Annotated in this window: 17 protein-coding genes and 4 pseudogenes; 13 read left to right on the forward strand and 8 right to left on the reverse strand. The window is 67.8% G+C overall.

Annotated features, from left to right (window positions below; genetic code table 11):
- Positions 1 to 31: 31 nt before the first annotated feature.
- The gene (locus OG395_RS08220; RefSeq protein WP_327242291.1) at positions 32 to 1735 is read left to right on the forward strand and encodes an ISAzo13 family transposase; all 1704 of its coding nucleotides are present in this window, start codon (positions 32 to 34) and stop codon (positions 1733 to 1735) included.
- Positions 1736 to 1811: 76 nt separating this feature from the next.
- Here the strand turns inward: OG395_RS08220 and OG395_RS08225 are convergent, their stop codons facing one another.
- The gene (locus OG395_RS08225) at positions 1812 to 2714 is read right to left on the reverse strand and encodes a transposase family protein (RefSeq protein ID WP_327242292.1); all 903 of its coding nucleotides are present in this window, start codon (positions 2712 to 2714) and stop codon (positions 1812 to 1814) included.
- Between the two features lie 202 nt (positions 2715 to 2916).
- Here OG395_RS08225 and OG395_RS08230 point away from each other — a divergent pair.
- Positions 2917 to 3873, forward strand: a pseudogene (locus tag OG395_RS08230) (ISAzo13 family transposase); the annotation flags it as partial.
- 169 nt (positions 3874 to 4042) lie between these two features.
- Here OG395_RS08230 and ltrA read toward each other — a convergent pair.
- Positions 4043 to 5413 (reverse strand): group II intron reverse transcriptase/maturase, encoded by a 1371-nt coding sequence (gene ltrA, locus OG395_RS08235; protein ID WP_327242293.1) that lies wholly within the window; start codon positions 5411 to 5413, stop codon positions 4043 to 4045.
- Positions 5414 to 5954: 541 nt separating this feature from the next.
- Here ltrA and OG395_RS08240 point away from each other — a divergent pair.
- From OG395_RS08240 to OG395_RS08250, 3 genes and pseudogenes are all read left to right on the forward strand, one after another.
- Positions 5955 to 6749 (forward strand): annotated as a pseudogene (locus tag OG395_RS08240) (ISAzo13-like element transposase-related protein); the annotation flags it as partial.
- Between the two features lie 22 nt (positions 6750 to 6771).
- Positions 6772 to 7221, forward strand: a complete 450-nt coding sequence (locus OG395_RS08245) for a carboxymuconolactone decarboxylase family protein (protein ID WP_327242294.1) — start codon at positions 6772 to 6774, stop codon at positions 7219 to 7221.
- 277 nt (positions 7222 to 7498) lie between these two features.
- Positions 7499 to 8977, forward strand: a complete 1479-nt coding sequence (locus tag OG395_RS08250; RefSeq protein ID WP_327242295.1) for an MmgE/PrpD family protein — start codon at positions 7499 to 7501, stop codon at positions 8975 to 8977.
- Positions 8978 to 9022: 45 nt separating this feature from the next.
- Here the strand turns inward: OG395_RS08250 and OG395_RS08255 are convergent, their stop codons facing one another.
- Positions 9023 to 10561, reverse strand: a complete 1539-nt coding sequence (locus OG395_RS08255) for an ISL3 family transposase (protein ID WP_442818528.1) — start codon at positions 10559 to 10561, stop codon at positions 9023 to 9025.
- A 209-nt stretch (positions 10562 to 10770) separates the two neighbouring features.
- Here OG395_RS08255 and OG395_RS08260 point away from each other — a divergent pair, with 209 nt between their 5' ends.
- From OG395_RS08260 to OG395_RS08270, 3 genes are all read left to right on the forward strand, one after another.
- Positions 10771 to 10968 (forward strand): hypothetical protein, encoded by a 198-nt coding sequence (locus tag OG395_RS08260; protein WP_327242296.1) that lies wholly within the window; start codon positions 10771 to 10773, stop codon positions 10966 to 10968.
- 580 nt (positions 10969 to 11548) lie between these two features.
- Positions 11549 to 12754 (forward strand): ISAs1 family transposase, encoded by a 1206-nt coding sequence (locus tag OG395_RS08265; RefSeq protein WP_442818529.1) that lies wholly within the window; start codon positions 11549 to 11551, stop codon positions 12752 to 12754.
- Positions 12755 to 12831: 77 nt separating this feature from the next.
- Positions 12832 to 13173 (forward strand): helix-turn-helix domain-containing protein, encoded by a 342-nt coding sequence (locus OG395_RS08270; RefSeq protein WP_327242298.1) that lies wholly within the window; start codon positions 12832 to 12834, stop codon positions 13171 to 13173.
- Here the strand turns inward: OG395_RS08270 and OG395_RS08275 are convergent.
- Positions 13132 to 14331 (reverse strand): RNA-guided endonuclease InsQ/TnpB family protein, encoded by a 1200-nt coding sequence (locus OG395_RS08275; protein WP_327242299.1) that lies wholly within the window; start codon positions 14329 to 14331, stop codon positions 13132 to 13134. The two genes, OG395_RS08270 and OG395_RS08275, sit on opposite strands and share 42 nt — an antisense overlap.
- A 49-nt stretch (positions 14332 to 14380) precedes the next feature.
- Here OG395_RS08275 and OG395_RS08280 point away from each other — a divergent pair.
- Positions 14381 to 14655 (forward strand): annotated as a pseudogene (locus OG395_RS08280) (transposase).
- A gap of 114 nt (positions 14656 to 14769) precedes the next feature.
- Positions 14770 to 15321 (forward strand): integrase core domain-containing protein, encoded by a 552-nt coding sequence (locus OG395_RS08285; RefSeq protein WP_327242300.1) that lies wholly within the window; start codon positions 14770 to 14772, stop codon positions 15319 to 15321.
- 125 nt (positions 15322 to 15446) lie between these two features.
- On the opposite strand, the gene OG395_RS08290 is transcribed toward OG395_RS08285, so the two are convergent.
- On the reverse strand, positions 15447 to 15671 hold the full coding sequence (locus tag OG395_RS08290; RefSeq protein WP_327242301.1) for a zinc ribbon domain-containing protein: 225 nt from the start codon (positions 15669 to 15671) through the stop codon (positions 15447 to 15449).
- A gap of 829 nt (positions 15672 to 16500) precedes the next feature.
- Between OG395_RS08290 and OG395_RS08295 the strand changes: the two are divergent.
- Positions 16501 to 16785, forward strand: a pseudogene (locus OG395_RS08295) (PucR family transcriptional regulator); the annotation flags it as partial.
- Between the two features lie 686 nt (positions 16786 to 17471).
- On the opposite strand, the gene OG395_RS08300 reads toward OG395_RS08295, so the two are convergent.
- Together OG395_RS08300 and OG395_RS08305 are read right to left on the reverse strand one after the other, a co-directional pair.
- Entirely contained in the window at positions 17472 to 17885 is a 414-nt protein-coding gene (locus OG395_RS08300) for a GNAT family N-acetyltransferase (protein WP_327242302.1), read from the reverse strand.
- A gap of 115 nt (positions 17886 to 18000) precedes the next feature.
- Positions 18001 to 18513: a hypothetical protein gene (locus OG395_RS08305; RefSeq protein ID WP_327242303.1), complete on the reverse strand. Its 513-nt coding sequence runs from the start codon at positions 18511 to 18513 to the stop codon at positions 18001 to 18003.
- A 260-nt stretch (positions 18514 to 18773) separates the two neighbouring features.
- Here OG395_RS08305 and OG395_RS08310 point away from each other — a divergent pair, with 260 nt between their 5' ends.
- A complete protein-coding gene (locus tag OG395_RS08310) occupies positions 18774 to 19478 on the forward strand; it encodes a hypothetical protein (protein WP_327242304.1) in 705 nt (234 codons plus the stop codon).
- Positions 19479 to 20966: 1488 nt separating this feature from the next.
- The gene (locus OG395_RS08315; protein WP_327242305.1) at positions 20967 to 21107 is read left to right on the forward strand and encodes a hypothetical protein; all 141 of its coding nucleotides are present in this window, start codon (positions 20967 to 20969) and stop codon (positions 21105 to 21107) included.
- A 9-nt stretch (positions 21108 to 21116) separates the two neighbouring features.
- On the opposite strand, the gene OG395_RS08320 is transcribed toward OG395_RS08315, so the two are convergent.
- Positions 21117 to 21935, reverse strand: coding sequence for an AMP-binding protein (locus tag OG395_RS08320; protein ID WP_327242306.1), 819 nt, complete (start codon positions 21933 to 21935; stop codon positions 21117 to 21119).
- Between the last annotated feature and the right edge of the window lie 165 nt (positions 21936 to 22100).

The raw sequence follows: 22100 nt of genomic DNA on the forward strand, positions 1-22100 counted from the left end.
TGCTTCCGGCGATGCGGCTCGTTGATGTGGTATGGGCATAACGCAGGAGATTCGAGATCAACTGAGTGCGAAGTTCGGGGTGTTGTTCCCGCATCTGGACGAGCGGCAACAGCGTCTGCTGATGGGAGCCGAGGCCCGGCTCCTGGGACACGGCGGGATCCGGGCCGTCGCCCGGGCAGCCGGGGTCAGCGAGGCGACGGTCCGCAAGGGCGTCTATGAGCTGGAGGCTGGCGAAGGGCCCCTGGGGCGGGTCCGCCGGCCCGGCGGCGGACGGAAGAAGGCCGCCGACCTGGACGCGGGACTGCGTCCCGCACTTCTCGCCCTGGTCGAGCCGGACATGCGCGGGGACCCGATGTCGCCGCTGCGGTGGACGACCAAGTCGACCCGGAACCTGGCCGGCGAGCTGACGCTTCAGGGACACAAGGTCAGTGCCGACACGGTCGGTGACCTGCTGCGGGAGGCGGGCTTCAGTCTGCAGGCCAACTCCAAGACCGTCGAGGGCAAGCAGCACCCGGACCGGGACGCCCAGTTCCGCTACATCAACGACCGGGCCAAGGACCACATCAGCTCCGGAGATCCGGTGATCAGCGTGGACAGCAAGAAGAAGGAACTGGTCGGCCAGTACAAGAACGCCGGGCGGGAGTGGCAACCGGGGGGCGAGCCGGTCAAGGTAAAGACGCATGACTTCCTGGACCGGGAGGGGCCCGGCAAGGCGATCCCGTACGGGATCTACGACATCGCGGCGAACACCGGCTGGGTCAGCGTCGGCACCGACCACGACACCGCCGCGTTCGCGGTGGAATCCATCCGCCGCTGGTGGCAGGCCCGCGGCCGACACGATTACCCGCACGCCACACGGCTGCTGATTACCGCCGACGCGGGCGGTTCCAACGGCTACCGCACCCGCGCCTGGAAGAGTGAACTCGCTGCCCTGGCCGCCGAGACCGGCATGGACATCACAGTCTGTCACCTACCGCCGGGCACATCGAAGTGGAATCGGATCGAGCACCGGCTGTTCTCCCACATCTCCATGAACTGGCGCGGCAGGCCCCTGAGCAGCCATGACGTCATCGTGGAGACGATCGCGGCGACCACCACCCGCACCGGACTGACGGTCGAGGCCCGCCTCGACACCGACAGCTACGACACCGGCGTGAAGGTCAGCGATGCCCAGGTCGACGCGCTGGCGATGAGCCGGCACCGCTTCCACGGCGACTGGAACTACACGCTCCATGGCGATGCCTGCCCGCCCCCACGCCAGGGCGCGGGCATGGAGACCGAAGCGCGGTCGCCCGAGCTCCCGAATGACGTTGCCGCCGGCTCGCTCCGTGACCCGGAGCTGACCGGCATGACCGATCCACAACTGGACGTTCTGGTCAGCGCGTTGATCCCAGCACTGGCACGACGACGAGAGCAGACTCGCCGCGAACGCCGGGGCGGTGAGCGCCAACGAGCACGCGGTGCGGGCGCCAAGGACAAGCTCTCCGACGAAGACCGCATCCTGGCCACCGTGCTCAGCCTTCGCAAGATTGGTACCCACGACCTGCTCGCCCAGCTCTTCGGCGTCACCGGGAGCACCCTCACGCGGGCAGTCCAGGAAGTACGGCCCCTCCTGGCCGAGCGCGACCACGCGATCCCGCCTTCAACCGCCAGGTTCCGCACCCCGGCAGACGTGGCCGCCCACCTCGGCAAGTACGGCAGCCGACCCCCATCAGAGATCAAACCAGCATGTTGATTCTCTGCGAGCCCTAACGACGTGGTCGGCGATTGAGGTCGGGGCGTGCTGGCCTGGCGGCTCGGCTGGTGGGTGATCAGCAGACGGTGTCGCGGACGAGGACGAGTTCGGTGCTCGTCCGGTGCCGGGTAGGCCGCAGGGCGGTCCGGTCAGAAACCAGGGAGGCGATCGCGGCGTGGGTCTCGGGGTAGGTCTCGCGGCGGCCGGTGTAACGCTGGAGGGGCCTCCACTTCTTCGTCTCGCCGATGACGTGCTCGACGCAGATCCGGCGGGAGGACTGGCGGCGCCGGTATTCGCGGTGCGCGAGTTGCTCGCCCTGCGGGGCGTCCTTGTCCGGCTTGGGCGGCGGGACGGTGACCTGGCCGGGGAATTCCTTGGCCAGGCCCTGGTAGCCGCTGTCTGCTTCGACGTGGACCTCGGGGTGGAGTCTGAGCTGCTCGGCGATGCCTTCGGTGCGCATCGCGGTCTGGTCGTGCATCCGGCCGGGCCTGTCGGCCCCGGACCACAGCATCCGCCCGGAACCGTCGCAGATCGTGGTGGTCTTGCAGGTGTTCTGCTTCTTCTTGCCCGACACGAACTGCTTGCGGCCCGGCTTGCCCGGGCGGGGGCGTCTGACCTGGACCTCGGTGCCGTCCAGGCGCAGGTCGATGTTCTCGGCCTCGGCGTAGGCGAAGACGTCGGCCAGGGTGCGCAACCGCAGACCGGGGCGTTCGGGGACGGAGAAGCCGCGGGTGGCCAGCAGGGGCCGGATCTGCCCGATCGCGTCGGAGACCGTGGAGCGGCCCACGGCGTACATCTCGGCGAGCGCGGCGTGCGTCAGGCCGGTGCGCAGGTGAACCACGGTGAGCATGACGCGGTCGCAGAAGTCCAGTTCCGGCTTCGGCCCGGCACCGGCCTGACGGCGTCGGACACCACCGCGCCGCTCGTACAGCGCGGACTCCTGGCGCGCGGTCCAGGATTCGTACAACTCCTCGGTCAAACCGCCGAGATGTGCACCGGACAGGCCGGAGAAAGCAGGATGGGACAAGGCCGCGCGGGCCCACTTCTTGGTCACACTCGAAGAACTCGCGCGGCCGCCATCACGTCACGGCCCTGGCCAGGACACTCAATCGCCGACCACGTCGTAAGGGCTCGCAGAGAATCAACGTGTTGCTTCCGGCGATGCGGCTCGTTGATGTGGTATGGGCATAACGCAGGAGATTCGAGATCAACTGAGTGCGAAGTTCGGGGTGTTGTTCCCGCATCTGGACGAGCGGCAACAGCGTCTGCTGATGGGAGCCGAGGCCCGGCTCCTGGGACACGGCGGGATCCGGGCCGTCGCCCGGGCAGCCGGGGTCAGCGAGGCGACGGTCCGCAAGGGCGTCTATGAGCTGGAGGCTGGCGAAGGGCCCCTGGGGCGGGTCCGCCGGCCCGGCGGCGGACGGAAGAAGGCCGCCGACCTGGACGCGGGACTGCGTCCCGCACTTCTCGCCCTGGTCGAGCCGGACATGCGCGGGGACCCGATGTCGCCGCTGCGGTGGACGACCAAGTCGACCCGGAACCTGGCCGGCGAGCTGACGCTTCAGGGACACAAGGTCAGTGCCGACACGGTCGGTGACCTGCTGCGGGAGGCGGGCTTCAGTCTGCAGGCCAACTCCAAGACCGTCGAGGGCAAGCAGCACCCGGACCGGGACGCCCAGTTCCGCTACATCAACGACCGGGCCAAGGACCACATCAGCTCCGGAGATCCGGTGATCAGCGTGGACAGCAAGAAGAAGGAACTGGTCGGCCAGTACAAGAACGCCGGGCGGGAGTGGCAACCGGGGGGCGAGCCGGTCAAGGTCAAGACGCATGACTTCCTGGACCGGGAGGGGCCCGGCAAGGCGATCCCGTACGGGATCTACGACATCGCGGCGAACACCGGCTGGGTCAGCGTCGGCACCGACCACGACACCGCCGCGTTCGCGGTGGAATCCATCCGCCGCTGGTGGCAGGCCCGCGGCCGACACGACTACCCGCACGCCACACGGCTGCTGATTACCGCCGACGCGGGCGGTTCCAACGGCTACCGCACCCGCGCCTGGAAGAGTGAACTCGCTGCCCTGGCCGCCGAGACCGGCATGGACATCACAGTCTGTCACCTACCGCCGGGCACATCGAGTAGGGTCGGGGACTGGCGCGGTTGCTTCAGCGGGCGGTAGGACCTGGGGCCTTTCTTCCGCCGGTTTCCCGGTCGGCTGTGCCACCCCAGTGGCCGTGACCTGCTTCCTCGCTCCGTTTCCAGCCCCCGCCACCTCGATCCGGGCATGCGGTTCTCCCGCACCCGGCTCACCGACGCTGTTCACCGGCGGCATTCGGCTTCCCCCGCCAGTCCCGAAAGGGTCTGGGGGCGACGACGTTCCCGGCAAGACCGACCAGGCCCAGATGGTCCGGGGAGGCGTAGGACACCACCCACCGCCCGAAGCCACGGGAGCGTTTGTGCTTCTTCGCAACGAACAGCACCATCCGCATCCGCGTGAACTCCCTGATCACCGCGAAGCGATCGGCGGAGTTGCCGAACCTGAAGTACCCGGCCCAGCCGGTCAGGAACCGGTTCAACTCCGCCACCACCACCTCAACGGGCAGCAACAGCCGGGACCGGTCGGTGATCTCCCGAATCCGATCCCGGGCATGCCGCATGGCCTTGTCCGCAGGCCAGCGGGCAAGGAAGGGAAACGGCGCCCTGCCGCCCCGTCCCGGCGCGAGCACCAACCGGTGGTGGAAACCGAGGAAGTCCACGCCTTCCCCACCCACCGCCAGGTGCACAATCCGGGTCTTGGCCGCCTTCGGCTCCAAGCCGAGGCCGGCCAGCAGAGCCGTCAACCGCTCAAGAGCGGCCCGGGCCTGCCCACGGGAACGACACATCACCACCGCATCGTCGGCGTACCGGACCAGCTCACCGTGCTTACGCACGTCCCAGGCCCGATCGATCCGATGCAGATAGACGTTGCAGAGCAACGGAGAAACCACCCCACCCTGGGCAGCCCCCCTGTCCGCTTTGCGCACCACCCCGTTCTCCGACACCCCGGCGCGCAGGATCACCCGCAGGAGCGTAAGCACGGACTGGTCACACACCCTCTCCTCCACCGCTTTGATCAACTCGATGTGCGGAATCGCCTCGAAACAGTTGGCGATATCCGTCTCCACCAGCCACCCGCAGCCCCTCCAGGACTCATCGATCAGCACCTGGAGGGCATCATGCGCGCCCCGCCTGGGCCGGAACCCGAACGAGCACGGAAGGAAATCCGCCTCGAACACCGGCTCCAGCACAATCTTCAGCGCGGCCTGCACGATCCGATCACGGACAGCGGGAATCGAAAGCGGCCTCGACTCCCCCGGCTGGCCGGGCTTGGGAATGAACACCCGGCGCGCCGGGAGAGGCCGGTAACGGCCCTCCCGCAGTTCCATGGCCAGCTCACCGAGGAGCCGATCGACCCCGTACTCCTCGACATCGGGCAAGGTGACCTGGTCGATCCCCGGCGCGCCCTCGTTCTGGCGCACCGTCACCCACGCGCGCGCAAGGACGTCTGTGCGCCAGACCTTGTCCATGAGCGCGTGAAACCGTCGTCCGGGATCGGCCTTGGCCGCCCGGTAGAGCGCATGCTGCAAGGCACGGACCGGATCCAGGGGAGAACGTCCTCCGGCGATGGGACTAGCCACGTCGGCACTCATCGAGCCCCTCCACTCAGCATCACGCGTCAACGAAGTAGCGGCCCTTCCCTCCCCGGCGGTTATGTTGTCCGTCCGGGTCAAGCAGTACTACGGCCGCCTCCGACACCCATCCGCCTCGTCCTCACTTCCCGGGGTCACCGGTTATAGAAGACGGTGCTTCCGGTGACATCAAGCCGCACGTCACCGGGGCGGAGAGGGCCTCTCCAGTTCCCGCCGTCACTATCCGAACGTTCCGCGCCCCTTACGCCGGGGAGTTCTTCGCGGCTGCCTTCCAGGGTCTTCACCGCTTCCATGGCCTTCGCCCCGACACTCCGGGCTCGACTCTCCCTTTCCCCCGCTCTCACGGGGATCTTCACGACGCGGCAGGCTTCGCTTGATGCTACGGACCGTCCGTTTGCTTCCCCTCACAGGGCTTTCGACGCTGGGCTTCGACACCAGGCGTTTCCCCCTGATGCCGCCAGCCTGCTACCGGGCCTCCTGGCAGCTACCCGGACCGGACTCGCACCGGCAAGCGACGACGAGCTTACGACTGACGATCAATCACCTAACACGATCAACCTCCAGGCTTCTGGACGCACAGTGGAATCGGATCGAGCACCGGCTGTTCTCCCACATCTCCATGAACTGGCGCGGCAGGCCCCTGAGCAGCCATGACGTCATCGTGGAGACGATCGCGGCGACCACCACCCGCACCGGACTGACGGTCGAGGCCCGCCTCGACACCGACAGCTACGACACCGGCGTGAAGGTCAGCGATGCCCAGGTCGACGCGCTGGCGATGAGCCGGCACCGCTTCCACGGCGACTGGAACTACACGCTCCATGGCGATGCCTGCCCGCCCCCACGCCAGGGCGCGGGCATGGAGACCGAAGCGCGGTCGCCCGAGCTCCCGAATGACGTTGCCGCCGGCTCGCTCCGTGACCCGGAGCTGACCGGCATGACCGATCCACAACTGGACGTTCTGGTCAGCGCGTTGATCCCAGCACTGGCACGACGACGAGAGCAGACTCGCCGCGAACGCCGGGGCGGTGAGCGCCAACGAGCACGCGGTGCGGGCGCCAAGGACAAGCTCTCCGACGAAGACCGCATCCTGGCCACCGTGCTCAGCCTTCGCAAGATTGGTACCCACGACCTGCTCGCCCAGCTCTTCGGCGTCACCGGGAGCACCCTCACGCGGGCAGTCCAGGAAGTACGGCCCCTCCTGGCCGAGCGCGACCACGCGATCCCGCCTTCAACCGCCAGGTTCCGCACCCCGGCAGACGTGGCCGCCCACCTCGGCAAGTACGGCAGCCGACCCCCATCAGAGATCAAACCAGCATGTTGATTCTCTGCGAGCCCTAAGACCGATGGAAGCACATGTGAAGAGCCCGGCCAATCCCGACGTGATCACAGCAATCCAGCACCTCTACAAGGCGATTCACGCCGGGGGCGTAGACAAGCACCTGCTGTCGCTGGTCCATCTGCGTGTCAGCCAGATCAACGGCTGCAGCCCGTGCGTCTTCGCCACGATCCAGTCGGCGAAGAAGGCCGCTGAGACAGAGGAGCGGCTGCACAACGTGGTCGCGTGGCGCGAGACGCCCTTCTACACCGATGAGGAGCGGGCGGCCTTCACCCTGGCCGAGGCCGCCACCCGGCTCCAGGACGGCGCGGCGGGCGTGACCGACGAGATCTGGGACGCCGCCGCCGACCACTTCAGCGAGGAGCAGCTGGGCGCGATCACCCTGGAGATCGCGATGACCAACTTCTTCAACCGGATCAACCGCACGGTCCGGGAGCAGGCCGGCAAGACCTGGTGAGTCGGGCGGGGCGTCATCCCCCCGGAGGCCGCGCCTTCCTAACGTCAAGGGATGACGCCCCACACAGACCGAAACTACGGGGTCTGTGGCATTCGTGACAGGCACCCCGATCCACAGGTCTTGACTATTCCTCGCGATCCACTCGGGCATCTCAGTGAATCAGGCGACAGGGGCGCAGGGCTGACGATTCGAGGGCCTTCCACTGCGGCACCATGAGCGGCCGTCAGCGACAACGAACTCACGACCATACTGGAAACGGCAGGAGTGCAGAAAGCTCATGAGTGTCTCCGGACCCAAGCCCGATCGGGTGGCCGACAACGCCGGCGGCGACCCCACGGACCCCACGGGTCCCACCGGCCGGCTGACCACCTGGCTTGCCGGCACCTCGCTGGGCGAGGTGCCGCCTTCCGTGCGCGAGCGTGCCAAGCACCTGCTGCTCGACGGTATCGCCTGTGCCCTGGTCGGAGCCAGGCTCCCTGTCTCCCGCAAGGGCGTCGAGGGGGTCACCGCGCTGGACAACGCCGGAAGCGCCATGCTGATCGGTTGGGGAGCCCGCACGACCAGCGCGCCGTCGGCGGCGATGCTCAACTCCAGCTTCATCCAGGGCTTCGAACTCGACGACTACCACCCGCTCGCCCCGTTGCACAGCAATGCGCTGGTCGTGCCGGCCATGCTCGCGGCGGTCCCGCACGTCGGCGAAGTGTCAGGGTCCCGCTTCCTGCTCGGCGCGATCCTCGGCTATGAGACGGGGCCACGGGTGGGCATGGCCCTGGGGGGCCTGGAGATGATCTCCCGCGGCTGGCATTCAGGTGTGGTCTTTGGTACCCACAGCGCCGCGGTGTCTGCTGGGACGCTCTATGGGCTGAACGCCGCCGGATTCGAGGACGCCCTCGGGATGGCCGCCACCCAGTCGTGCGGCCTGATGTCGGCGCAGTTCGAGTCGATGGTCAAGCGGATGCAGCACGGCTTCGCCGCGCGCAACGGCCTGACCGCGGCCGCGCTCGCGGCGTCGGGCTACGTCGGTATCAAGCGGGTCTTCGAGCGGGAGTACGGCGGCTTCCTGTCCACCTTCGGAGAGGGGCACAGGCCCGACGCCGGACAGATCACCGCGGGCCTGGGCGTGGTCTGGGAGACCGAGCGCATCGCGGTGAAGGCGTACGCCGCCATGGGCCTGCTGCACGCCGCCATCGACGCTGCCCTTCACCTGCGGTCGGAGCACAAGCTGACGGCCGACCAGGTCGAACGGATCGAGATCGACCTGCCTGAAGCCGCCTATGGACACGGAGGATGGCGGGCGGTCCGGCCGCTCGAGCCGATTGGCGCCCAGATGAACGTGGCCTACACGGTGGCGGTGGCGCTCATCGACGGGGACGTGCTCATCGACCAGTTCGCCGAGGAGCGGATCAACCGTGACGACGTGTGGAACCTGATCGACCGCACGGAAACACGCCACGAACAGGCGTACGACCGACTCCCGGTCGATGAAAGGCTCACTACACGGTTGCGTCTGACCCTGAAAGACGGTGGGGTGTGCGAAGCGGTCGTCCGGCACCCCCGCGGCACCGGCGATCGCCTCCTGACCAACGCAGAGATCGTCGACAAATACCGCAGCCTGACTCACTCCGTGTTCTCCCCGGGCCGCCAGGCCGCCATCGAGAGCGCAGTCCTCGGCCTCGAAGCCCTCGACGACATCTCCCAGCTGACCGCCCTGCTCACCCCCGCCGTGCGGCCCGCTCTGGACGAGATGGGACTGTAAATCGTTCGGCTCTGTCCCGTAATCGGTGGTAGCGCTGTGTAGTGGTCACTGGAGGAGGATGCGGTGGCGGAGCAGGGGGAACCCGGCTCGGCCATGCATCTGCCTCATGATCCGTTTGGTTCGTGTGTTGACGCCCTCGGTGCGGCCGTTGTGGTACGGGAGGGTGAGGCCGGCGTCGACGGCGGCGCGGTCGAGCTCGAGGCCGTTCGCGAAGGAGTGCAGGTGGGGCAGGTCAGCGGTGCGAACCGTAGTGATCCAGTTGGTGAGTTTGGCGTCGTTGCCCTCCGCCGGGGCCAGTAGCTGGGCGAACTTGCCGGCGAGGGAGGCGAGTTCGGTCATTTCGGGGCAGGTTCCGGTGAGTTCTCGCAGTAGCGCGGTGTCCTTGTCACGCAGGTTCTCCGGGCGTGTGAGCAGGAGACGGGCGAAGCGCTGCGGGGTGGTGACCGGCTTATCGCCCTCGGCGCGGCCCTGGGTGATGTAGCGGTAGAGCAGGTTGAGGCTGCCGGTGTAGCCCAACTCCTTGATCTCCCGGAAGAGCTGGAGGACGGGGACGGCCGGGTCCGCGGCGCGGCGGGTGCGCAGGTGGTCGCGGTAGGGGTCGACGAGCGTGGGCTTGTAGCGGGGTGCGCGGCGGTCCCCGGTGGGCTCCTTCATGCGGGAGTACCGCTTGACGGTGTTCAGGGCGACATCGAGGCGGCGGGCGCATTCGAGCAGGCCGACGCCTTGGCCGAGCAAGTCGTGGACGCGCTGCCACCGCTCGCGGGTGGTCTGTTCGCGTACGCCTCCGGGCCGGGCGGGGTTCACGGCGGTTGCCCGGCAGGCCGCGTGGGAGCGGACTTCGGCCAGGACCTTGCCGCACAGGTTGGACCAGAGGTGCCACCGGTCGCTGACCTGCACCGCTTCGGGCAGAGCCTGGCGGATGGCCTCAGCGTAGGTGGCGGAGCCGTCCCGGCACACGTACTCGACCCCGGGATGCTCGCGCAGCCAGGTGACCAGGGTCGGGGCGGTGCGGTCGGGCAGGACGTCGATCCGCTCGCCGGTCTCGGCGTCGATGATCACGGTGGCGTAGCGGTGCCGGCGCTTGAGGGCGAAGTCGTCGACGCCGATCACCCGCGGCACACGTGGCGGTGGTGTCCGCAGGCGCGTGAGCAGGCGCAGAGCCGTCGAACGAGAGATGCCGCAGCCCCAGGAACGGGACAGGCGGGCACCCGCCCGGCCAGCTAACTCCTTGACTACGAAGCCGAGTTGGCGGGCCAGGCGTGGGGTACGGCGCTGGTAGCGCTCCACCAGGCCTGGCACCTGTTCACGGAAGGTCTGCCGCGGACATCCCAGCACCGGGCAGACCAGACGCCGAACCCGCACCGACACCACGACCCGCCGCCCGTCCACCGGCACGTCCACGAGCGTCCGGCCGTGCAGGCCGTGCACCTTGGCCGTCGGCGCCCCGCATGCCGGGCACGGCACCGGATCGTCCCGGGACCGCGCAGACACCCGGATGACCTCACCCTCGTCCTGTACACCCTCGATAACGAGGGCTGCCAGCCCCGAAAACACCACACTCACAAGCTCGTTGACATCACTCACACCAGAACAACGACGGCCGTCACCCTTCGTTACCACCGATTACGGGACAGAGCCAATCGTTCGGTGTAAGTGGCTGTTTTCGTATTGATCTTGGGGTTTGTTGATCGAACGGGAGTCTCGATTGGGTGGTCGCGGGGTGCTCGGCGCATACGAGCAGGGCCTCCTGAACAGCTCGTTGGTGTCTAATCACCGAGCAGCAGGAGGCCCTGATGCCGCAGTCTTCCGTGTCGATGCCCGAGCAGTCCAACTCGGCCACCCGGGAGTGTGACTGTCTGGCTCACCAGTTCGGGAACGCCGCCGACCGCCCGATGCGTGAGCACCAGTACCCGACCGACATGTCGGACGAGGAACGGGCCGTCGTTCGCCCGTTGTTGCCTGTGCCGGGCTGGATGCGCGGCCGCGGCTGACAACCGGAAGCCCACGCTGCAGCGCAAGGAGCGCCAGGCGGTGCTGCCCCGGGCGCTGGTGCACATGGCGCCGGCACTTCGGCTACGTGTGGGCCGAGGAGAACCTGCTGTAGCCCCTCGCGCAGACGCCGATGGCGTCCGCGCGTACCTGAGCCCCACCCGAATCCACGGCGACAGCAACTTCTCCCGTACTTTCATCGAACATTGCACGTACTTTCGACTCGGTCCGTCGGTGCCGGAACCGGGGGCAGCAGGGCGCCGACGAGGGCGAGTCTCGTCCGGAAGGCCAGCAGGCGAGCAGCGCCAAGAGGTCGCGGTCTTGCGGCGTGCCAACCCGAAGCCGCGGCTCGGATGGACCGACCGGGCTGTGTTGGCGGCGTTGTCCAGGATGCTACCGAGAGCATTGCGGCTGCACCGGATCGTCACCAGGGGCATTGCGTGATTGGGATTGGTCCGGTTCGCCGGTCTCGTGAGTGACGTGGCGTCATGTCCGTTGTGGGGCAAGGGGCCCGGGAGAGCAGAGCAGGCACGGTGCTGGTGATCATGTGGTTGTCGAGACCCATGAGAACCGAGCGAGACCGTGCCTGCCCGAACATCATCGCCCATCCCTTCCGCACTGGAGCAACTGGGCTCCCCGACTGATCCCCTCACCTCAAGCGATGTCGCTGACCTGCGGCGATTCCTGATCCTGGTTACCGATCCCCGCGATGCGCGAGGACTGCGATATCCGGCCCTCGCGTTGCTGTGCGCAGCCGTCTCGGCGGTGCTGACCGGCGCTCGCTCGCTCATCGCGATCAGCGAGTGGATCACGGATGCCCCGCAACATGTGCTGGGCGTCCTCGGCTTCGCTGCCGATCCACTTACCGGTCTGCGGCCGGTGCCGCACGCCGCAACCGTGCGCCGCCTGCTGCAGCGTGTGGACGGTGACGCGCTGGACGCGGCGATCAGCGCGTATCTGCAGGCCAGAACGCCGCCCCCGGTCGAGCCGGAGGCGGAGAAACGGCCGGTGCGACGGGTGATCGCGGTCGACGGCAAGGTGGTCCGCGGATCGCGAACCCGGGTGGCCGCGGCGATCCAGCTGCTGGCGGCGATGGACCACCACGGCGTGGTCCTGGCCCAGCGGCAGGTCGCTTCCAAGAGCAACGAGATCCCCTCCTTCGCGCCGTTGCTGGACGGTCTCGAGCTGGAGAACACGGTGGTGACCGCCGACGCCCTGCACACCCAGCACGACCACGGGGCCTATCTGACCAGTCGCGGCGCGCACTACGTGGCCGTCGTGAAGAAGAACCATCCGGGCCTGTACGCCCAGGTCAGGAACCTGCCCTGGCGGGACATCCCGCTCGGGCACCGCGCTCGCGACCACGCCCACCACCGCGACGAGATCCGCCGGCTCAAGGTCGCCGCGTTCAGCCACCTCGACTACCCCGGCGCCCGCCAGGCGATCCAAGTCGTACGGTGGCGACGCGACTTGAGCACCAGGAAGCTGACCATCGAGCGCGTCTACCTGATCACCAGCCTGAGCGTCTTCGACGCCACCTGCACCGAGCTCGCCACCTGGATCAGAGGCCACTGGGGTATCGAGAACCTCCTGCACCACGTGCGGGACCGCACGTTCCGCGAGGACGACTCCAAGGTCCGCACCGGCACCCTGCCCCGCGCCATGGCCTCCCTGCGCAACCTCGCCATCAGCGTCTTCCGCCAGGACGGCCAGACCAACATCGCCGCCGCCCTCCGCCACACCGGCCGCGACTACCACCGGCCCCTACGAGCCCTCGGTCTCACGTGACGAACCCAGACAGATCTCGATCATGCAATGACCCTGGGATCGTCACCCCAATCACGCTGCTGCGGTGGCACCGCAGCATGGTCGTCAAGAAGTGGACCCAGCCCCGGTCACCGGGACGTCCACCGCTCGACGACGAACTCGTACAGCTGATCGTCCGCCTCGCCACCGAGAACCGGACCTGGGGCGGGGTCCGGATCCAGGGCGAGCTGCGCCGCCTGGGGCATCGCCTCGGAGCGGGCACGATCCGAAGAATCCTGCGCGGCCGCCGGATCCCGCCGCCGACCGCACGCGACGACCGGTGGCGCACGTTTCTTCAGGCCCACGCCGAGTCGATCCTGGCGGTGACTCCTCCACCCCGTGAACGGGGTGGCTTCTCGCTATGCCGGTTGGGCTTCGCGACGGACCAGCCCGGCCCGTAGAACGTTGAGAGCACCGACGGTGTCCGCGTGCGCGCTGTGGCCGCACGAGACGCAGTGGAACTTCTCCTGTGTGGGCCGGTTCTCCTTGGCGGTGTGCCCGCATTCGGGGCATCGCCGGGAGGTGTTGCGGGGGTCCACGGCGATCACTTCCCGCCCGGCGCATTCTGCCTTGGCCTTCAGGATCGCGAGGAACACCCCCCAGCCGGCATCGGCGATCGAGCGGTTCAGCCCGGCCTTGGCCGCTGCCCCGTTGGGCAGGAAGCTGCCCGGCTGGTCGGGGTCGGGCTTGGGGGCGGGTGCCCGGCTCATGTTGCGGATCTTGAGGTCTTCGTGCGCGATGAGGTCGTGTTCCCGCACGAGGCCGAGGGCGGTCTTGTGGGCGTGGTCGAGGCGCTGGCACCGCACCTTGCGGTGCAGACGTGCCACGGCCTCTACCGCCTTGCGGCGGCGCTTGCTTCCGCGCTTGCACCTGCTCAGTGCCTGCTGAGCTGCTTCGAGCTTCGCTGCGGCCTTTCGCCCGTGACGCGGGTTGGGCACGAACTCGCCGTTCGAGTCGGCGAGGAAGTTGGCAATGCCCAGGTCGATGCCGACCACGCTGCCGGTCGCGGGCAGCGGCTCGGGCCGGGGCCGCTCGGCCGTCAGGATCACATACCAGCGCTTGCCCTCACGCTTGACCGAGACGGTCTTGACATGGCCGACCACCGGCCGGTGCTGGTGCACCTTGACGTGCCCGACACCCTGGATGCGCACCCGCGTGACCGGGTCGTGCGGGGTGGCATCCCAGCGGCAGCCGTCTCCGTCCCTGGGGAACTCCACCGTGTCGAACCGGCCAAGTCCACGAAAGCGCGGGTATCCGGGCTTGTCTTTGGCCTTGATACGGCGGAAGAACGCCGCGAACGCCTTGTCCAGACGCCGCAGCGTCGCCTGCTGGCTGGAGAACGACCAGCGGCCCTGACGCTCCGGGTCGCATGCCCGGATCTCCTTGAGCTGCGCGGACTGCTGCCCGTATCGGACCGTCGTCTTCGAGGCGTGCCGGTAGGCGTCGCGGCGCTCTTGCAACGCGCCGTTGTAGAGCGAGCAGTGATCGCGCAGCATCTCGCGAAGGGCCTGGTCCTGCCGGGCGGTGGGTCGCAGGAGGAACGTGTACGCACAGATCATTCAGCCCACCCCCTCCGACTCGAATCGACCTTAACCGTAACATTGGTTCATGTCACCACGTTGGGAATCAAACCCCGGCGTACGGCGCGGCCGTCACGTCGCCCACCACCTGCACGCGCATTTGGTGTTCGTCACCAGATACCGGCGGACCGTCTTCAACGACGAGATACTGACACGCTACGAAGAGAGGAGTTCACCGGCCACGTCAACCAGGCCATCATGCACGGCCGCTTCTGGTCCGGCTCCTACTTCGCGGGGTCATGCGCCAGCGCACCCCTCCACGTGGTCAAGGACTACATCGAGAACCAGAAGCGGCCCGACTGAGCGCGGCTCCGCGGGCGAAGCACTCCGGAGCGAAACCGCGGCGCTCCGCGCCGCAGGGTTCAGGATCGGATTCCCTCCCCGCCTGAAGGCGGGGATTCCCTCCGAAGAAGAGGGATGGACGTCTTCCACGTGGACTGCGCGCTCTTCCTGACTCGGCTGTACGTGGCGTTCGTCATCGAGCACCGCACCCGCCGGGTCCACCTGCTGGGCGTGACCCGGTACCCGACCAGCGCCTGGGCCACGCAACTGGCCCGGGACTTCACTGCCGATCTCGAGCAGACCCGGCACCGGTTCCGTCGTCTGATCCGGGACCGTGACACCAAGTTCACCGAGGCCTTCGACGCCGTACTCGCCGCGAGCGGGATCGACGTGCTGCTCACGGCTCCCCAAGCGCCGCGGATGAACGCGATCGCCGAGCGGTTCGTGCGCACCGTCCGCGCCGAGTGCACCGACCGGATGCTCATCGGCGGCGAGCGCCACCTGCGCACGGTCCTTGACCACTACGTCGCTCACTACAACGGCGGGCGCAGCCATCAAGGCGCCGGACTGAGCCTGCGCGCCCCCGACGATGACCCGAACGTGATCCCGTTCCCGGTCCGGGCGGGGCGGACCCGCCGGGTACCCGTTCTCGGTGGACTGATCAACGAGTACGAAGCCGCAGCGTGAACCACCAGGTGAGACTTGGTGACTGAGTTTCGGAAGTAGTACGGGTCTCACCAGGGGGCTCCTCACCTGGCGGAACACGAGCGAGCGCGTTCGTGCCCTTGAGGTCATTCCGTTGTCCGTCCACATCACCCACGGGCCCGGTTGAACCGGAGGTCACGGTTGACGAACAGGTGGACGTAGCCGCACGACTGGCAGATCAGGCCGGTCGCCGACTCGTTCGCCCAGGCCAGGTCGAAGAGCTCCATCCCCGTGCTGTTCAGCTTGACCTCCCGCTTGCGGAACGTGTCGTTGTCGCACATCAGGCAGTGGATCGGGTGCTCTCCGATCCCCGCGTGCACAGACTTGGCCATGCTGGTTCCCCTCTTCCTGCGTTAGTTCTGGCGGTGCGCGGGCGCGGCTGCACCGTCGGACCGCGACGCATGCCGTCCGGTGGGACGTGTGCGCAGGTGTCGCGGGTCCGTCGCGCCGCGAGAGCCGGGGCAGCACCTGGTCACCGCCAGCGACTACGTCCTGGAGCATGCAGGTGCGCTCGGTGCGGATGCGGCTGGTGCCGGTGAGACTCGGCTCGCCGGAGCCCAAAGCCTCGATCCCGACCTCGTCGAGGTCCCCGGCACGCCTGGCCTGCGCGACGAGCCGGTTGTGCAGCATCGTGTACGGGTGCTGGTTACTTCCGGCGCTTACTCGGTTCCGCTCCTTGTACCCTGGTGGATGTGGGTCCGGTGCCGTCAACTTCCCCCGTTTGTCGGCACCGGAACCTCTTTTGTCCGCTCCCCCGCGGCGGGCAGCGCCTGACGGCGCCGTTCAGAAGCTGATCCCTCAGGTTCCACGCCGTCGACGTTCGACGCGTCGACACGGAAGCGGCGTTGCACCTTGGCCGGTTACCCGTCTCGGCGACGGCCTATGTGATCATCGTGGCCGCCCCATCGCTCACCCTGTCCCGTCGCGGTTTCCGTCTTCCAGCATCAGGCCCACGCCCCTGCCTCCGGTGGGGCCATCCTGAAGCAGGACCACGGCCCTAGGCATTGCCGCTGCCCGGCAGTCTTTGACGTCATCTTGATGCCGGGCGCGAACCCTGACGGACGGCGTGCCAGTCTTGGTCCCCGCGCGTCAAGAACTCGTCAGCGACGCGTCAGGAATCGGGGAGGGACCGTAACGGAGAGGGAGCCGGCCGAGGAGTAACTGGAGGGGTACGCCGAGATCCTGGCGGGTGTGTGCGCGACCCGCCGCAGCCTCACCCGGGAGGAGCGCGAAGCCCTGGGTTCGCTCGGGGAGCGGGCCGCGGAGGCCGGCATCGGACTGCGGACCCTGGTCCGGGCCCACCTCTCCGCCGCCCAGCGATTGCGCCCCGGCCTGCCCCGGAGCGCCGTCGAGCGGGCCGTGGACGCCTTCGCCGAGGGACACGAGCGGGCGCAGCATCTGGCGATGCGCCAAGAGGAAGCCGCTCGTCGTGAGTTCGTCGACGACAACACCGTTGCGTTAGCGCCGTGAGCGGCTATTGAGGCCGTGTTCGAAGAACGCGACGGTGGTGCGGACGGTGTAGTTCTGGGCCTTCTGGGGGGTACTGTCCGACGTTCGGTCTGTACTTGCTGGTGGGGTTCTTGCGGGTGCGGGCCTTCACTCGTTGGCGTCGGTGGGCGGGCCGGAGGGCTTCCAGGGCTGCGTGGCCGATCGTGCCGACGGGGTCGACGAGGGTGTTGGGGAAGATTCCATGGCCGGCGGTGACGGTGCCGGTTGCGGCGGCCGGCAGGACGGTGAAGTTGATCCGTTCCACCTGACGATCCTGAGCGCGGTACGTGCAACCAGTCGTATGAGTTGGGCGTAGTAGTTGGCCTTGTAGCGCTCGACTTGGCCCGGCTGAACGCTCGAGGTGGCCTGGAGGGGAGCAGGTGACTCGCTGGCCTGCTGACTCCCCGCTGTCAGAGCAGGCCCCTACTGGCTTCGTTGATCTCCAGGAAGAGCGTTTGTCGACCGGTTCCGAAGGAAGTTGGTGATCACCTGACTCGCGGATGTCGATGAAAAATGACGGCACTACCGGGTCCCGAACGCGGGACGGCCAGCCGCCCGTCAGGGCGGCTGGCCGTCGAAAGCGGGGTATTGGCAGAGGTCGCCCCAGGAAGACTGCGGACGGGACAGGCCACGTACGGATCTCGTTATGGCGCCATGTCACGCAAGTCTGGGCGGTTCCTGGGCAGTCCGAAGCCCGCCATCTCCTTTTCCTCGTAGGACAAGAAGCCCAGACTCCGGTAGAAGGCGTGGTTGCGCTTGCCCTCCGGGGACGATGCGTGGTCCGTGGACAGGAGGAAGAAGCGGCAGTGCGAGTAGCGCCGCAGGAGATGCTCGACCAAGGCCCGGCCGACGCCCTGCCTGTGGTACTTAGGGTTGACCACGACGTCCTGGACGTAACAGATGTGCTCGTCGTCAGAGATGGTCCGGGCCAGTCCGAGAAGCGTTCCTGAACCGTCCCGTGCTGTGATGACGAGATGCGAGTTCAGTAGGCCGCGACAGAGTTTGTCGACGTCGCTGGTGTAGCCCTCCCAGCCGACCGAATCGTAGAGGTCCAGCATTTCCTCAGGATCGAAAGCAACCTCTTTCGCTATGAACACACCAAACCCCTATGCGGCGGTACCGCTTCTCGTCACGAACTCGACACCGCATCTGACTCCACGCTCGACGGACACGTCAAGATCGGCAACTACCGAACTCAGCTGGCCTGGGCTGGTTCTGCTGCCCATGCGCGAGACACAGCTCGGTGACGATCGCGAACGAGGTGGTCACCGTCGGCACCGCCATGGCCGGCGGCATCACCGCGTGCGGGGTCTTGCCGTGTGCCATGCCGTTGCGGATCTGCCGGCCGTAGTCGAGGTACTCCGCCTGCCGGGCCGTCAGGGTCCCCGCGTCGGCGCCCTGTCTGATGAGCTGGAACAGCGGCTTGGTGCCCGCGCCCGGGATCCGGTCGCGCAGCACGATCTCCACCGCGATCAGGGAGTGCATGACCGCCACGGTGGAGAACTCGTAGCAGTAGTACGACTGGCGCAGCAGCTCGCGGGCCGTGCGCAGGACCGTCGCCGCGGCCTCGGGTACGCCGGTGGGAACGACCAGGTCCTCAACGAGGTCGTGCATGTCGGCGTAACTGCCGACGAAGAGATGGGCTCGCATATCCGGGACGGGAACCGGCAGCCGCTGCGTGGTCATCTCCGCAGTCTCGCAGCTGCCCTCCCAGGGCGGCAGCGGCTTCTCCCCGGCCGTCGCTCAGCGTGCCGGGACGGAGATTTCTCCCTACCGGTATGGGCGGTATGTCGCACGTAGTGAACCCGGTCTAGGGACGACGCGGCGCGGCGCCGAGGGCGGACGTTCACCGTCGGTGCGCGGACTCTGTCCACAGCCTCGCGCTCCAGGACTCGCTCTTGAGGCCGCCGCGATCAGCGTGGCGGCCCGTACGTGAGGAGCCGTCCATGTTCCAGAACCCCGCCGTGCCGCTCGCCCCGATGATGCCGGACGCGGCGGTCAGTGCCTTCAACTACCTCCGGGCCGTGGAGGCCGGTGACACCGGAGCGGCTGCCGGGTTCGCCGGCGCCGATCCGCGGATGCCTGCGCTGCTCGTGGACGTCGCCGCGCGGATCGTCGTCCCGGTCACCGCGCTGTGCGGTCTCGACCCGGATCCGTGCGACGACTCCTTCGCCCTGGAGGCCGTCGGGCGGGTCCTCGCGGCCACCCTGCGCCGCTGGGCGCAGGCCGGGCCGGGCGCGGCGGGAGGCATCGCCCGCGCGGTCATCGGCTTCGTCGCGCGGGTCCTCACCGAGGAGGACCGTGGCGAGGTCGTGGCTGGTGTCCTGCGCCAGCTGGAGGCCGTCGGCGTGGGTCAGGCACTCGATGCGCACCCCGGTAGCGAACCTGGTCTAGGAACGACGCGCGTCCGGCCGAACCTGGTCAAGGTCCGGTCGGGCGGTGTGCGCACCGGTGCGGTGCGGAACATCGAGTGCGGCGCACCGTGGTGCGCGCGAGGGTGCCGAGCATCGTCATCGGGTGCGCACCAGAGTAAGCCGCCGCCAACTCGAAGCCGCAGGTCAAAGGACTGGTGTGACCGGCTCTCGGGGAACTTCACCCGGCGGGAGCCCGGCCGGTTTTCAGGACCCGGCGTCGCGGGTGGCGCCCGTTGAGGTACCTAGAACCACAGGCATACCGGCAGCATCGCGCACAAGCTGCACCCCAGAACCTGGCCTGTCACCGACAGCCAGGCCCGGACCCGCAAGTTCACCGCCCCCGCGACGCGCACCCGGGCCGAGCCGGGGACGACTCGTCAACGAACCAGCAAACCCCAGTCGGCGGATCCGTCCCGCACCGCCCGGCGAAGGCGCCCCCCAGCCCCCGGCCCGCGGCCAGACCCGGAACAAGCGGTGCACCACAGCTGACGAAACTCTGGCATACGACGACACACGCCGCGGCTCGCACCCGCTCCTCAACACACAGACCAGCGCCGCAAGAACGGCCTCGTCATCAACAGCCACAGTCCGGCCGTCCTGCGGGCCCCCCCGCGTCGACGGCAGCAACGGCCCTGTAATCTCCCGCAGTCCACCCAGGCCGGTACGTCCCCACCGCCCACCACCCCTGACCGCCCCCACACCAGACCCACCCTCCAGATACCCGTCCCCCGCCGGAAGCGCCAACGCATCCCTGCGTTCTTGAATATGCTCGAACTGGCGGATGATCTCGGCCACATGAGCAGGATCCTCCAAAGATCCGGCAGCAAGTCGGCCCCTCGCCTCCAGAAGTTCCCGGTACACCGCACCGTACGTACCGCACAGCCTGATCGACTCATCACCACGATCACTCAGACCCGTGGCATGAGGCACAACAACCACCAACGCAGCAATCCCCGCCAACACAGAAATGAAGACCTGCGCCGTCAACTGCGACGACCCACCGATAACCGGCCACGCCAAAAGCCCCGTGACAAGACTCAGCACCGCCGCAGCCAAAGTATAAAAACGAACCTTCCGCACCAGACGGGCCGCTTCCCACGGCATCCTCCTCGCCCAGTAGCCGGCACATTCAATACTTTCCTCAAGCCGTCGCGACACGACCGCGTCAGCCGGGTCCTTCGACTGTCTGAAAATCCTGGGAAGCAGCTTCATGACACTCTCCACACTGGAGGGAAGTCCATGAACACTGACACGTCCACCCCACACACCCCGACACCGGCACGCATATTGTCGTTTTACTAACCCGCACAGACCAACATCAACCCCCAACCCCCAGGCCTCCGGGCACCCAGGCACCCAGGCACCCAGGGCAAGCCACACAAACACCTCACCCGCCGGCCAACCCCACCCACACTCAGCCACCCCAACACCCCCGAACACACCCAGCCACACAGCCCCACCACGCCTTCGTCCGGCCCCCACCGGGTTTCGGAAACGGGACGCAACGGGTAACCGGCAAACCAAGCAGGCACGCCAACGCAGGTCACGTCGGCAGAACGAGACACCGCGACCAGGCGCGCCTGCCCTCAATCACAACCATCCACAAACCCACACCCACAACAGGCATCGAACACGCCGATAAGCACGAAGTTTGACGGGCCAGCGGCAGTTCGTCGCTCTGGGCGTCAACACCGCTGGGACTGGGGCGAGGGCCTGCTCACCTCGGTGGACGGGCTGGGGTTCCTGGTGCTGAAGGCGGTCTTCGGTCCGGAGGTCGGCACCGAGGCCGAGGGCCTTGAGCAGTTCGACGACGATGCCGCCGTGGCCCTGCACGATGCCCTTGGGTACGCCCGTCGTGCCCGATGACCACAAGATTCACAGGGGGTGGTCGGAGGCGACGTCGGCGAAGCTGAGCTCCGCCTGGTTCCGCAGCAGTACCGACCACGTGTGCTGCGCCACTTCCGTCCGCTGCGACCACGCCGATGTGGTTGAGGACGCGTAGAGGTAGTCGACCGCGATCAGGTGCCGGACTGTGGGAAGCCCGTCCATGATCTCAGCGAGCTCCGGACGTCGGTCGAACTCCTTTCCTCCGTAGCAGTAGCCGTCGGCGGCGACGAGAACCGACGGCTGCGCCTGCTGCAGCCGCGCGAGCACGCTGGGCGTGCCGAAGTCCGGCGAGCACAGCGTCCACACCGCTCCGACGGTGGCGCCGGCCAGCAACGCGATCACCGCGTGTGCCGTATTGGGCAGGTAGCCGGCAACGCGGTCACCGGGTCCCACACCCATGTCGCGAAGGGACGCAGCGACAGTCCCGGCCTGGCTCCTGAGCTGCTGCCACGACGTCTGCGCAGGAGCGCCGCCCTCGGCCACGGTGATCAGGACCGGGCGTTCGTCGGTGGCATGGGCGAAGCATTGCCCGGCGAAGTTCAGCCGTGCTCCTGGGAACCAGGACGCTCCTGGCATCGACAGGTCGGCCAGGACCTCGTCGTAGCTGCTGACGGCGTCGAGGCCGTAGAACTCCCACACCGCCGACCAGAAGGCGGGCACGTCGGTGGTGCTCCACCGCCACAGTTCCGTGCAGCCGGCGAAGGGCAGTCCCCGCGTCGTACTCAACCAGCGCATGAAGGCGGCGACGTTGGAGCTTTCGGCTGTCGAGCCTCTCGGGGACCACAACAGGTCGGTGTCGGTGTTCATCAGCGCATCCAAGGGGGTGTCATGCGGGTGGGGATCAGTGCAGAGACCAGCCGGCGGGGGTGGAAGCGCCTACAGACTGCTGACACGTATCTGACGACGCGCGCTCGGTGGGTGCACGGCTCCCTCCTGCCCGAGGGCGGGCAGGAGGGAGCGTGAAGGGCACCG

It is taken from the genome of Streptomyces sp. NBC_01320, from assembly GCF_035974375.1.
Lineage (GTDB): Bacteria > Actinomycetota > Actinomycetes > Streptomycetales > Streptomycetaceae > Streptomyces > Streptomyces yanii.